The sequence below is a fragment of the Spirosoma sp. SC4-14 genome, assembly GCF_037201965.1.
GTDB lineage: Bacteria > Bacteroidota > Bacteroidia > Cytophagales > Spirosomataceae > Spirosoma.
Genome location: NZ_CP147518.1, coordinates 7627004 through 7640070 on the forward strand (window position 1 = coordinate 7627004; position 13067 = coordinate 7640070).

Here is a 13067-nt window from a genome sequence, read left to right on the forward strand (position 1 = left end):
CTAAGCCAGAAACAGCAGCTCGTCCAAAACGGTCGGGCTTTTTTATTGGCCACAAAAAAAGCGTCAGTTCTGTCGACCGACGCTTTTTTTGTGCACTCAGCTAACATCCACGTCAGCGCTTATTTTTTATACATCACCGATTCAACAGCTTGCAGTGTTCGTTTCACACTTGGCAGAATCGCTTCAATGAGGGTCGGTGCATAGGGCAATGGCAAATCCATGCTATTTACCCGAATTACCGGAGCATCCAGATAATCGAAAGCATTGCGCTGGATGTTATAGGTTAGCTCCGACGAAATAGCTGCCAGTGGCCAGGCTTCTTCTACAATGACGCACCGGTTGGTTTTTTTAACCGAATTAATAATTGTTGCATAGTCGATTGGGCGAACCGTACGCAGGTCGATTACCTCAGCCGAAACGCCATTCTTGGCCAGTTCGTCAGCCGCGGCCAACGCTACTTTCATAATTTTGCCGAACGATACAATCGTAACGTCATTTCCTTCGCGTACAACGTGAGCCTGGCCAATCGGGATCAGGTACTCTTCTTCGGGAACCTGACCTTTGTCGCCATACATCAATTCAGATTCCATAAAAATGACCGGGTCATTGTCACGAATCGACGATTTCAGAAGTCCTTTGGCATCGTAGGGATTCGATGGCACAACAACTTTCAGGCCGGGTGTATTGGCAAACCAGTTTTCAAAGTTTTGCGAGTGCTGGCTCGATAGCATACCGGCATTACCGGTAGGGCCCCGAAACACAATCGGGCAGGAATATTGCCCGCCCGACATCGACATAACTTTTGCCGCTGAGTTAATGACCTGATCAATCGCCACCAGCGAAAAGTTGAAGGTCATGAATTCAATAATTGGGCGCAAGCCGTTAATGGCCGAACCAACTCCTATACCGGCGAAACCTAACTCGGCAATTGGCGTATCGACTACCCGTTCTGGCCCAAACTCATCCAGCATGCCCTGACTGACTTTGTAAGCACCGTTATACTCGGCAACTTCTTCGCCCATCAGATACACTTTTGGGTCCCGGCGCATTTCCTCCGACATGGCCTCCCGCAGGGCTTCGCGGAACTGTATTTCTCTCATCCTAAATCGGTTGATTTCGTTTTATGTTACACTGGATAATCTGACGCTATCCGACAACATTTGGCTAAAAACTGATCAAAATTAGGCAAAATGCCCTGATTCGTCAAATGCTCGTTAGCGGGTTCTACGAATATCCGACTCTGCGCTCTGACAGGGTACTCTTAATAAACGAAAACAGGTCCCTCTTTCTCTGTTACCAACCACTTTAGCATTCTCTCATCAGCATTTCGTTCGTGTGCAATTGTAGGGCTTATAGCATCAACTATCTGTTTAAGCTTACGAATCAGAAAAGAGGAATGCCAATTTCCAGTTCGTAATGCCAGCCATGTGCAATGTCCGCAACTAGACGAAAGGCTAAGGGCTTTCGAGCTTCGATAAGCTTACGGGTAGTAATGCGACAGTCGCCGTGTCTCAATTAGCATAATCCGGCTTTGTGAAAAAGAATCAGAACACTCTTATCTCATGCGTTATCTCTATCCTCTATGCCTAAAACGTACTTTTACAAATCGTTTACAATGTTTTGCATGGCTTTTTCAATTGCCAGAAAACGGGTCTCTACTTTTGGTTCGTATGACCGAACCAGGCAAAAATCTGCCCATGGCCGATAGGTCAATAAGCGTATAAACTCTCTGTTTGAGCTTAAAAAGAGCAAATCCTATAGGCATTATAAAACCTATGGATTGTTAAATTTTCATAACGAGACCAATCTTAAAAATCGGCTTACTTAGTTTTGCCCATCATTTCTGCCACAGCCATACGTTCAACCTTCTTATATGAAAAAATTTTTCGTATTCCTGCTTATTCTTTACCCATTCGTATCAATGGCTCAATCAGGTCTGGGACGAATTAATGGCCTACTTATCGACTCAACGACCTCTAAGCCAATTCCGTTTGCTACTGTTGCGCTCCAAACACCCGACAGTAAGTTGCTAACGGGTGTAACTACCAACGACAAAGGTTCATTTATACTTGATCGAATCCCCTTTGGCAGGTATAAAGTGATTATCTCGTTTGTTGGCTACAAATCCCAAACCATCGACAACGTAACTCTTACGACTGGCAAGCCCGCTATTGATCTGGGCAGTATACTTGTACCGCCAGACAGCCGTAATTTGAAAGAGGTTAATGTTGTTGCTCAGAAACCGCTGGTAGAAGACAAAGGTGACCGGCTGGTTTATAATGCCGAAACTGATGTGTCGAATACCGGCGGCACGGCCGTGGATGTGTTGCGGAAGGTGCCTATGCTGACCGTAGATATGGATGGTAATCTGAAAATGCGCGGCAGTGGCAACATAAAGGTGCTGGTGAATGGCAAACCCTCCTCCATTATGGCCCGAAATCTGGCTGATGCGCTTAAGCAAATGCCTGCCAACATCATTAAAACGGTTGAAGTAATTACTAGTCCCGGTGCAAAATACGATGCAGAAGGATCGGCAGGAGTAATCAACATTATTACCAAAAAAGGCGTAAAAGGCACTAATGGCACAATAAACGTGACGGGCGGAAACCTAAATCGTTCGTTGGGAGGAAATTTGAACATCAAGGGCAAAAAACTCGGTCTGGCCATTTCGCTGAATGGCTATCAATACCGAAATATTGGGGAAACGAGCAGTTTTCGAACGGCATTGTCTGATGGACAGCCAACCAGCTTTTTGCAGCAAAGTACAGCACGCGACAATACCGGTACGGGTGGCTTTGGCGAAATGAGCGTTGATTATGACCCCGATACAACGAACCGCATTAACTTTTCGGCCAATGCCTGGGGTGGAGATTTCCCGATGAACAGCACACTCGATAGCCGGCTGACCGATACCCAGGGCCAGGTTCTACAACAATATCATCGGGATATTAAGTATCGGAACCCTTACGGCAATACAGAATTTAACCTGGGCTGGACCAAAACATTCAAAAAAACAGGGCAGGAATTCAGCCTGTTAACGCAATATGCCCGGATGCCCGACAATTATTACTATACCATTACACAAACCGACAGGCAGTCGGAGGTGCCTGCTTATCTGGAGCGTAGTACCAATCTTAGCCGAAACAATGAATATACCTTCCAGACCGATTATGCGCATCCCTTTACCACCTACACCAAACACGACACCCTCACGATAAAAGCGGAAATCGGAGCCAAAACTATTCTGCGCGACATTGGCAGCGAATTTGTTATTGAACAGGCCCTGACAGGTAAAGAAGTCGACTATGCGGTTGATCCGACCCGATCGAATGAGTTTACTTATAACCAGCGGGTAATGGCTGGCTATGCTTCACTCAAAATAGACACAAAACGGAAGTGGAACCTAACGGCCGGAACCCGCCTTGAACACACCAGCATCGACGGCAATTTCGTGACAACGCAGAGCCGTTTTTCGAACCAGTATCAGAATTTGATCCCGAGTTTTTCGCTGGCCAAAACCCTTGCCAGCAAGCATACGGTAAAAATTAGCTATACCCAACGAATTTCGCGGCCGCTAATCTGGTATTTGAATCCGTATCGCAACTATAGTGACCCCAAAAATATACAGACAGGCAATCCATATCTGAATCCCGAACTCACCCACGCAACCGAGCTCTCCTATAGTACGTTCGGTGAGAGTGGTTCTTCTTTTAATGCGGCCCTGTTCTGGCGGCAAACAAACAACTCCATCGAATGGCTTTCAGCCGTCGATGCGCAGGGGGTAGCGCTGTCGGCTCCGCAAAACATTGGCCGCAATGCCAGCTACGGTGCAAACCTTAATTTGACGCTTCAACCCAACAAAAACATCAATCTTAGCATCAACAGTGAACTGACATACGTACATCTGACTAGTATTGCGTTTCAGCAGCAAACGACCGGCTGGATATGGAGCATAAGTCCTAATTTTTCGTATAAACTACCCAAAGACTGGACCCTGCAAAGCAACGGTTTTGTAAGCTCAGGCTGGGTATCCCTGCAAAGTCGCAATACAGGCTGGTACTATTACAGCTTATCAGCTAAGAAGGAATTTATCGACAAAAAAGCCAGCCTGACGCTGAACATCAATAACCCATTCAATCGGGATGTCAAGATCACAAGCAATCAGTTTGCTCCTTCTTACACTGCCCAAAACATTTCGTTTTATATGAACCGTTCTGTACGGCTTACGGTCAGCTATAAATTCGGTCAGATGAGTTCGGGCGGAAAGCAAAGCCGCAAAATCAGTAACGACGATAAGAAATAAGCCGACTCATTACCCGTTTCGCGCGGCTGCCCGTTTCAGGTCTTCAATCACAATCTCCTCAAAGCCGGGTAAAGTTTTGTAGGCATAGGTAGCTCGCCAGGAGGTATCGGTGTAGTCGTAGGAAACTTCCAGATAAGGCTTTGTTTCGGCTGGCTCCGTATCGCTTTGCCGAACATTGATCCGAACGGGTATATGCTCATAATACCTGAAATAGTTCGGATGAGTCAGATAACCGAGCGGGGTTGTATCCCAGGGCACAAAGCCATCGACGCCAAAAAGCGACTCATTGAACTGTTGCCAGGGCCGCAACTGATCATAGACCCACTGATCTGCTTCTGTTCCATTGTTCAGAAACTCAATATCCGTTTTGCCAAGAAACAGGTAAATACTACACTCATAACCCGATAAAACCATGTTGATGCCCGCATCGAATAAAATCCGAAACGATTCGGGGTCCATCTCAAAGTTGTAATCGCCCACCGACATTTTTTCCAGTCCGGGCTTAAAAGGTAAACCCGGCGTACGACCACCGCAAACAATTACTTCTTCGATCTGCGGAATTAGTTCAGGATGATTCTGTACTACGGTGGCGACATTGGTAAGCGGGCCAATGGCCAGAATGGGCATTTTTTCGTGGCGAAGTGCATTGGCTAAAGCCCGACTGGCATCGTTTTCGATACCAACGTCTTTGGCCGTATCCGAGCCTCGATAAACCGGAATTGTCCGGCCCGTTTTGTTATACCAGCCCAGTATTTTCTGCGTCACTTCGTAGGAATAGTTTGCATAGGTGATGGTGCTGATACCAACCAGTTCCACTTTGTCAGGATGCTCCAGAGCCATTATGAGCGCAATGGCATCATCGACTTCACGGGGCGTTTTATCCTTCATTCCGATCATTATATCGGTATCGAGCCAGATACGGCGAGGTACTGAAGATGGTTCAGCAGACGGAGTCAACATAGAACGGGTTAGTCAATAATAATACGTCAGATTTGCCATTGGATACTTTGCGATGAGTACCGTTTATTCGAATAACCAATGACCGAACACAAAACCGAATCAGACAATCATTCGGCGGGCTTCTTCCAAAAGCTGTTGTTTTTGTTCGAGCGATAAACTCAGGGGTAGTTGCGCCAGGCCAATCAATCGACGTATGATTTCAACACCCGTGAATTGTTGCCGTAAGGTATCATCGAAACCTACCGGCTTTTCGTAGTTTGTCAGAATCGCTTCCAGTGTGCTGAAGGGCTGCTGGGCCATCATTAGGTGAGCAATCATTACGCCCAGATCAAACTCGGGTGGGCCATAAAAACAAAATTCCGGGTCGATTATTTTCACCGTTGTTTCGCCATCGGAGTCGATCTGTAACCAGCTTCCGGGATAATAATCGCCATGAAGCAACGTCCGGTGAGGATGTTCGTCCGTGTGGTTATCGTTCTCGTCCAGATAAAGACGCCCAAGTCTACGCACAATCTTTTTCAGCTCTACATCCTGCTTGTAGGGTATAGCAACGTCCTGCAAACCGGGCTGAATTGTATTAAGATCGAACCCGTTTTCGAGTAGAAACGGGTAATTGAAGATGTGCTCATGATTAAGCGCCCGCATTTCCTGATTAACAAAGACGGGGTCAGGAACTTCGGCCAAAAACTGATGATGCAACTCGGATAAATATTCGATGAGGGCCCAGGCATCGGCCTCACTCAGGAGCTGGCTGGGTTTATATAAAAAGGTATAATCGCGGGCCGTTCCCAAATCCTGAAGTACCAGAATATTATTTTCTTCATCGGTACCAAGCAATTGTGGCATATAACTGGCCAACATTGGCACAGGCTGGGTTTTCTCGTAGAATCGTCCTTCAATGATTGCCCGGTTTGCCGGAGCCGGAATAGACGGATACTTTTCTACGTAGGCACGCGACTGCTTTATAATAAGCGTGCGATTAAGCGTTATTACGCGCAAGGTGTAATTCATATTACCCTCTCCGGGCTTCTCGACCGCCGAAATTACTTCGTTCGTATCGAGCCAGCCGCGCCGACGAAGGTAGTCTTGCAGCATAATAAGGTTTTGGGCGTCCAGGTGCACCATATCGATCAGAGTATTTTCAGACAGCAGTTAGTCATTAAATGTAATGACTAATGACAGGTATGTAAGATGGCATACGTTCACCAATACCAAATAGATTGACAACCAATTGCCAGGTAATCTGTTTTGCCTACCGAACTACAGCCAGCTTACCGGCTACCCCTTCGAGGCCATCGGCCGTAACAACCACAACCAGATAAATACCGGTTTGAGCCGAACGCCCCCGATAATCGCGCAAATTCCAACTAGCAGTTCCTCCCTGCGAACGGGTCTCGTATACCAGTTGTCCGCCCGCATCCATAATTTTCACAGTCGAATTTTCGGTTAATCCGCTAATGCCAACCGTACCGCTAAAATCGGGACGAACCGGATTCGGAAAAATAGTCAGGTTGCTCAGCACAGGAGCGGGTTCGGTAGCTGGCCCCTGATAGGCTACCAGCCCATTAGGGGTTTCAATAAATATTTTTCCACTAACCGGCTCTATAGCAAGAGCCTGAATGGTATTAGTTGGTAATGGGCTGTTATCGGCCGTAAAGGTATCCAGCAATTGTGAGCCATCGGATGTGACATGATACAATCCTGAGCGTGTACCGATCCATTTTCGATTTCCTCCATCCACCGCAATTGCCGTGACGGGTTCGTTCGCCAGCAACCGGCGTCGGTTCAATATGGGTGGCTGTGCGTCGATGGTAGCGTCGAATGCTCCCGCTGGATTATCGAAAACAGTAGGCCCCAGGTCGGTGCCGACCCAAATAGCCCCGTTTCGATCTTTTGCTACTGCCTGAACAGCGTTCGTTAGCAGCCCCCCCTGCCCCGTTTGCGACGTCAGCAACCGGCTTCGGTTTGTTTGTGGATCGAACACCAAAATTCCTCCCGAGCTCAGCCGAAGCCAGATAAAACCATTATCGTCGGGAACTACCTGATTAATTGTAATCAGTCCCACCGCCGGAAAGGACTGAAACTGCCCATCGGCCCGCCGAACGTGCAGCGTAGCCTGCTGTGCATTATAGCCCGCCGTGCTTATCCACAAATTCCCGTCTAAATCTGTTGCCAGACTACTAATGTAAGGTCCAACCGAGGCTGGCAACATGATGGGGGTTAGCGATTGTCCATCGGCCCAGCTCCATAAACCACCACCGTAGCTACTCAGATAGAGTTTCTGCTCTGTAGCCAGATAAACCGCCGAATTGAATCCTATTGCGGGGCCATTTCCGGCCTCTCCCACCCATCGGCCGTTAGCCACCGACAACCTCTCAAAAGGCGGCCGGGCTGTTGTTCGCTGTGTGGCATCCTGGGGTCCATTTGGTAGGGCAACCAGATTTTGCGAATAGGCAAATAAGCCCAAAAACGAATCCTGTGTGGGTCCTTCGGGTAGTATTTGCTGAAATGAACCGGCACTACCAAGCAGCAAACCACTTTGCGAATCGGCTACCCATACCTGGTTTCCATCGGCCACAACCTCTACTGGATTTACTAATAACGAACCCGTATATGTAGCTGACCCCGCTACCGTAACCCCCGTTTCGGTAGCCAGAATCAAGGCCTCCGAAGCTGAAAACTGCCGGATTATGGCATTCTGCATGGGCTGGGTCAATAGCCAGCCTGATGACTGGCGCTCATAAATTCCCACCCCATTTACCGTTACTGACAGTCGATTCTGATTGGTAGCAATCGACTCTAGTTGCAAAGCGGGTGCAGGAATCATTGCCCAGTTTGCCGGATCGGCTATGTTGACAGCAGCAGCAAAGCGTACGGCCCGTAGCCTGCGGCCGGTTTCGGTCGACAGTAATGGCGCGGTCAATGCATAGAGGCTGTCGGTCGTTACGGTCGTTTGGTAGATGGGTAGTGCCGAACCGTCGGTTCGCTGGCTGAAATAGGTATCCCGAATTTCGTTTTTTAGCAGGTTCAAAACAACCAGCCCAAAATCGGTACTCAGATAAGCATAATCGCCCACCCGGTTTATATGATTGATGGTTCGGGAAGAAGGTAGATTGGTGGCCGTAACAATTGTATTGACATTCTGCACAGAACCCGGCTCATTGGAGTCCGTCAATGACAAAAAATCCAGATTACCATTACGATAGGCGATCAATAGCCGCTTTTGGTTGGTCAGATAAGCCAGACGGCTGATTCCAATATCACTCAATCCGTCTACTTTCGATAATGTTCTGGTTTCTGAACTGGCTTTATCATAATAGAACAAGCCATTCTGACTGGCCGCATAAACTTTACTACCTGCCACCACCACCGACTGCCCCAACCGATAACTTACGTATGGCTGCCAGGTACCAATCTGGGCGAATGATGGGAGTTGACCAGTAAGGACAAGTGCATGAAGAATGAAGAATACTCCGAAAAACCCAGGTCGGTACTGACCTCTTTTCTGCGTACGGAACCAGGCAAAACGCTTATTCGTCATTCTACACGATTCATTTTTCATCTTCGTCTTCGTAGACCCACTCTTTCCGGCCTGCTTCTTCGCCCAGGTTAAAGCAGCGTCGGCAGCGCGCTTCATAGCTATCGGTTTCGCCCAGCAATACCCGCTCGTTTGACGGAACTAGCCGATAAGAATAATGAGCAATATCGCCACAAACCACACAAATGGCATGAACTTTAGTGACATATTCGGCAGTAGCCATCAATTGCGGCATACAACCAAATGGTTTACCCGAAAAGTCCATATCAAGCCCCGCAATAACCACTCGTTTGCCCTGATTAGCCAATGTACAACAAACCTCAACAATTTCCTGATCGAAAAACTGTGCTTCATCGATACCAACCACGTCGCAGTCACCCGCCCGCGATAAAATTTGGCCCGCTGTTTGCACAGGAGTAGAATGGATTGTCAGTGCCGAATGCGAAACGATATTTTCCTCATGATAGCGGGTATCGAGACTTGGCTTAAAAATGCGGACCTGAAGCTTGGCAATTCGGGCTCGTGTAAGCCGCCGAATCAGTTCTTCGGTCTTGCCGGAGAACATCGATCCACAGATGATCTCAATCCAGCCAGTGCGCAGGTGAGGAGGTTCGCGCCGTCGAGTAGGTTCAATAAACATGTGGTGTCAGTCGTTGTTGAAGCCGAGTGCTTTTGATCGAATGAATCGGGTTTCGATCCAGACTGTGTTTCCGGCTACAAAATCACTTTTTTAATTTCTTATCGGGCAAAAAGCGGTTTGTGTCCGAAAACTTTATCTTTACAAAACAAAGGCTTTTCCCGATGTCGAACAAGTTTAACGCTAACGCCCTTACAGAATATAGCAAGTCATATGCTCGCCGAATTGCTGCCGATTTTTATCAGCAGCATACAACCATCAATGGCCAGCAAATTCTGTCTCTGACGCCTATTCATCAGATTAATATACTCGTCATCAGCAGCTTGTCGGACAAGTGGCGAGCCGACGCCGAGAAGCTCCGTAGCCCTTACTTCGACTTCTCGAATACAGATGTACAGGAAGCTCTTCAAAATTTCATGAATGTTGTTTCTCAATACATCTCCGTTCGACGCGAACACCTGGAACCATTGCTGGTAGAGGCTATAAAGCAAACCATTACGTTGATTTTTGACCCACGGGCTTATTTCGATGATATTTTACGTAGCCAGCCCGATTTTACATTAACCAATTCAACCCTGAAACAAATAACCCGGTATACAAAAATTAATCAGTTTATTCCGGCTTATATCACTCAACGGATGAATGGAAAACCATTCGTTTATGTCAACCAGGCCTTAACGTATCTGGACGAAGCCTTAACCCAGCGCGGCCATGAGCTGGAGCATTATGACAAATTTGTTTCATTGTTTTCCGAAAAAGTAACCATGGATGTGTCGGCTCTGCTGCGGAGCCATGTTCCCGATACCATTCCGACGGCTCCAGGGCGGTCGTTTTTCGACACGGCAACTGAACCCGCCGTCCCGCCAGCCCCCCTGGTAGCCGAACCATCTGCAATGGCCATGCAATCGCCTGCCGACGCGCCCATACCTCCTAAAGTCGATCCGATTCCGGCACCCGTTGCCGTAGAAGATACGACATTCGGCACTGGCCCTATGTTTCTCAATGGCGTTTCAGGGCCAGAGCCTGTTGCTCCCATCAGTCAACCATCGCAACTACCAACGGGTGCCATTTCGCAACCCTCAGTTGAGCAATCGTCCAAGCCCATTATAGCAACCGAGTCGTCGCCAACCTTGAATGATAAGCTTCGGGAAACAACTCCAACCGAACCCACTACGGTTGCCGAAACCTTCCACCGGGCCCCTATCGAAAGCATTGCCCGCAGCATTTCGTTAAATCAGAAGTTTCGTTTCATCAATCAGTTATTTAATGGCAATGCTGTAGCCTATAACCAGGCTATCGACGAAATTGACACACTCAATAACTATGGGCAAGCTCTCGATCTTATCTCGTATCGCTATGCCTCACAATATCTGTGGGATATGAGTAGCGATGAGGTTAGCGAACTGGTTGAGATTCTGAAACGGCGTTTTTCATGACCGATAAATAACCCTACCAGAACCGTTAGGTTACTTTAGTGCTGCTTCTTCGTCAAATTCAGCCGAATGACGTGTTAGTGCTAACCCCTTACAGTTCTGGTGATCTTGCGTACTGTCTACTTAGTAATGCTATCGGGATGGCTTATGACTGCACACGCTCAGTCTGGCCAACCCTATCAGAATACAGACCGCTCTACCGATGCAAGTGCCCGGTATATACAGGACTTGTTTCCCGTACAGACCGAAGGTATCGATTACCAGTCGGTATACGACGCGCTAACGCAGTTATACACCAATCCACTTGATCTGAACACAGCCACCCGCGACGAGCTAGCCTCTACTTATCTGCTTACGGAGCGCCAACTGACTAGTCTGGCAACTTACCGGGCCGACTTTGGCGATCTGCTTTCCATTTATGAGCTTCAGGCCATACCCGATTTTGACCTGCCAACCATACGCCGATTGCTTCCCTTTGTCACCGTAGCTGGCAATTCTCGTTTGCTCGGTAATCTGCCAACCCCGACCGACAATTACCTGATTATCCGCTATGAGCAACTTTTAGAAGAACAGAAAGGCTTTTCAGAAGCAACGCCGGGCAAAAATGGTAAGTTGCCAACGCGTTATCTCGGCAATTCGCAGCAATGGTATGCCCGTTACCGGTATAGCCGTCCGCGAGCATTTAGTGTTGGCGTAACCCTGGAAAAAGACCCTGGCGAAACAATGGGCTGGCAGCCATCGGCCCGCCGATACGGGTTCGATTATGTGTCATTTCATGCACAGGTTCAAAATCGGGGCCGTTGGCGAAACATAATTGTTGGTGATTATCAGGTGCAGATTGGGCAGGGACTGGTGCTATCGGCTGGGTTCGTGCTGGGCAAAAGCGCCGAAACCGTTCAGACCGTACGTCGACCTACGCTTGGTGCCCGACCGTATACGTCGCTGACCGAATATGGCTATCTGCGTGGCGTTTCGGCAACCTATGCTATTCATTCCCGGCTGGATCTGACACTTTTAGCCGCCCGCAACCGGCGCGATGCCAACACAACAGCCGGAAGCACCGGCCTCGTAGCAACCTCCCTGCAAACATCGGGTCTACACCGAACCCAGGCTGAAATAGACGACCAGGGGGGCCTGCTCGAAACCAATATAGGGGCGCATTTACTCTACCGGAACCCACGGCAATGGCAGGTTGGATTAACGGTGTTACATACTGATTTCGATCTGTACTATCTCCGTCGGGACCTGCCCTATAATCAGTATGAATTTACGGGGAAGCATAACCTGGTGATGGGGCTACATAGTGGCTATATATGGCGAAACTGGAATTTGTTTGGAGAAATAGCCCGCAGTAGTGGCTCCGAAACCAACTCGGGCGGAATGGGCATGGTGGCCGGTGCGCTCAGCAGTCTGACCAAACGACTCGACCTGGCTATTGTGGCGCGTCACTACGACCGCAACTTCCACAGTTTTTATAGCAATGCCTTCAGCGAAGGCAGTCGAACCAGTAATGAATCTGGTCTATATACAGGTATGAAATATACCATCTATAGACGACTAACGCTGAGTGGCTTTGTCGATTATTTCCGGTTTCCCTGGCTCAAATACCTGGTCGATAAACCCTCATCAGGTTTCGATTATCTGCTGCAAAGTCGCTATATGCCTAACCGACAAACGGCCTTTTATGCCGTTTACCATGAAGAGCACAAAGAAAAGAATCTGTCGGGCAGCGATTCGAAAGAAGTGGTTGGCACTACTCGCCGTAGCATTGCCCTCAATGCCGAATATACACCACTCAAAGGTTTATCGCTACGGTCACGACTTCAATTTGGCAGCTTCACCTACGCCGGACAAGCGCCGTCGAACGGGTTTGCGCTCGTGCAGGATGCCACACTGGATATGAAACGGCTTAGTGTTAGTGCCCGCCTGGCGTTCTTTAGTACAGACGATTATGACAGCCGCCAGTATGTATATGAGCGGGACGTCTTGTATGCGTTTTCGTTTCCGGCCTATTATAATCAGGGCTTCCGACACTACCTATTGGTTCAGTATAACCTGAGTCGGCATCTGTCGATGTGGGTACGCTGGTCACGAACCAATTTGACCAATCAGGATACGGTTGGCTCAGATCTCGATCAGATCAATGCTCCCCACAAATCAGAACTAAAGATTCAGACACGGTGGCGATTCTGAATA

8 protein-coding genes are annotated in these 13067 nt (G+C 48.3%); 3 read left to right on the forward strand and 5 right to left on the reverse strand.

Annotated elements, in window-relative coordinates; genetic code table 11:
- Positions 1–119: 119 nt before the first annotated feature.
- Complete coding sequence (locus WBJ53_RS31560; RefSeq protein WP_338873828.1) at positions 120–1100, reverse strand: pyruvate dehydrogenase complex E1 component subunit beta; 981 nt, start codon at positions 1098–1100, stop codon at positions 120–122.
- A gap of 773 nt (positions 1101–1873) precedes the next feature.
- Here WBJ53_RS31560 and WBJ53_RS31565 point away from each other — a divergent pair.
- The gene (locus WBJ53_RS31565) at positions 1874–4303 is read left to right on the forward strand and encodes a TonB-dependent receptor (protein ID WP_338873830.1); all 2430 of its coding nucleotides are present in this window, start codon (positions 1874–1876) and stop codon (positions 4301–4303) included.
- 9 nt (positions 4304–4312) lie between these two features.
- On the opposite strand, the gene WBJ53_RS31570 is transcribed toward WBJ53_RS31565, so the two are convergent.
- The 4 genes from WBJ53_RS31570 to WBJ53_RS31585 form a co-directional block, all read right to left on the reverse strand.
- Positions 4313–5263 (reverse strand): nucleoside hydrolase, encoded by a 951-nt coding sequence (locus WBJ53_RS31570; protein WP_338873832.1) that lies wholly within the window; start codon positions 5261–5263, stop codon positions 4313–4315.
- A 99-nt stretch (positions 5264–5362) separates the two neighbouring features.
- Positions 5363–6358 carry a phosphotransferase gene (locus WBJ53_RS31575; protein WP_338873834.1) on the reverse strand — a complete coding sequence of 332 codons (996 nt, stop codon included), beginning with the start codon at positions 6356–6358 and terminating at the stop codon, positions 5363–5365.
- 157 nt (positions 6359–6515) lie between these two features.
- A complete protein-coding gene (locus WBJ53_RS31580; RefSeq protein ID WP_338873836.1) occupies positions 6516–8804 on the reverse strand; it encodes a two-component regulator propeller domain-containing protein in 2289 nt (762 codons plus the stop codon).
- A 10-nt stretch (positions 8805–8814) separates the two neighbouring features.
- A complete protein-coding gene (locus WBJ53_RS31585) occupies positions 8815–9441 on the reverse strand; it encodes a thymidine kinase (RefSeq protein ID WP_338873838.1) in 627 nt (208 codons plus the stop codon).
- A gap of 161 nt (positions 9442–9602) precedes the next feature.
- Here WBJ53_RS31585 and WBJ53_RS31590 point away from each other — a divergent pair, with 161 nt between their 5' ends.
- A complete protein-coding gene (locus WBJ53_RS31590; RefSeq protein ID WP_338873840.1) occupies positions 9603–10874 on the forward strand; it encodes a hypothetical protein in 1272 nt (423 codons plus the stop codon).
- A 144-nt stretch (positions 10875–11018) separates the two neighbouring features.
- Positions 11019–13064, forward strand: a complete 2046-nt coding sequence (locus tag WBJ53_RS31595) for a helix-hairpin-helix domain-containing protein (protein WP_338873842.1) — start codon at positions 11019–11021, stop codon at positions 13062–13064.
- The last annotated feature ends 3 nt before the right edge of the window (positions 13065–13067 follow it).

Bases quoted from the DNA above. Each gene is read 5' to 3' on its own strand.
- WBJ53_RS31580 (WP_338873836.1), bottom strand. From the start codon at position 8,804: ATGACGAATAAGCGTTTTGCCTGGTTCCGTACGCAGAAAAGAGGTCAG.
- WBJ53_RS31595 (WP_338873842.1), top strand. From the start codon at position 11,019: ATGACTGCACACGCTCAGTCTGGCCAACCCTATCAGAATACAGACCGC.
- WBJ53_RS31575 (WP_338873834.1), bottom strand. From the start codon at position 6,358: ATGCTGCAAGACTACCTTCGTCGGCGCGGCTGGCTCGATACGAACGAA.
- WBJ53_RS31585 (WP_338873838.1), bottom strand. From the start codon at position 9,441: ATGTTTATTGAACCTACTCGACGGCGCGAACCTCCTCACCTGCGCACT.
- WBJ53_RS31590 (WP_338873840.1), top strand. From the start codon at position 9,603: ATGTCGAACAAGTTTAACGCTAACGCCCTTACAGAATATAGCAAGTCA.
- WBJ53_RS31560 (WP_338873828.1), bottom strand. From the start codon at position 1,100: ATGAGAGAAATACAGTTCCGCGAAGCCCTGCGGGAGGCCATGTCGGAG.
- WBJ53_RS31565 (WP_338873830.1), top strand. From the start codon at position 1,874: ATGAAAAAATTTTTCGTATTCCTGCTTATTCTTTACCCATTCGTATCA.
- WBJ53_RS31570 (WP_338873832.1), bottom strand. From the start codon at position 5,263: ATGTTGACTCCGTCTGCTGAACCATCTTCAGTACCTCGCCGTATCTGG.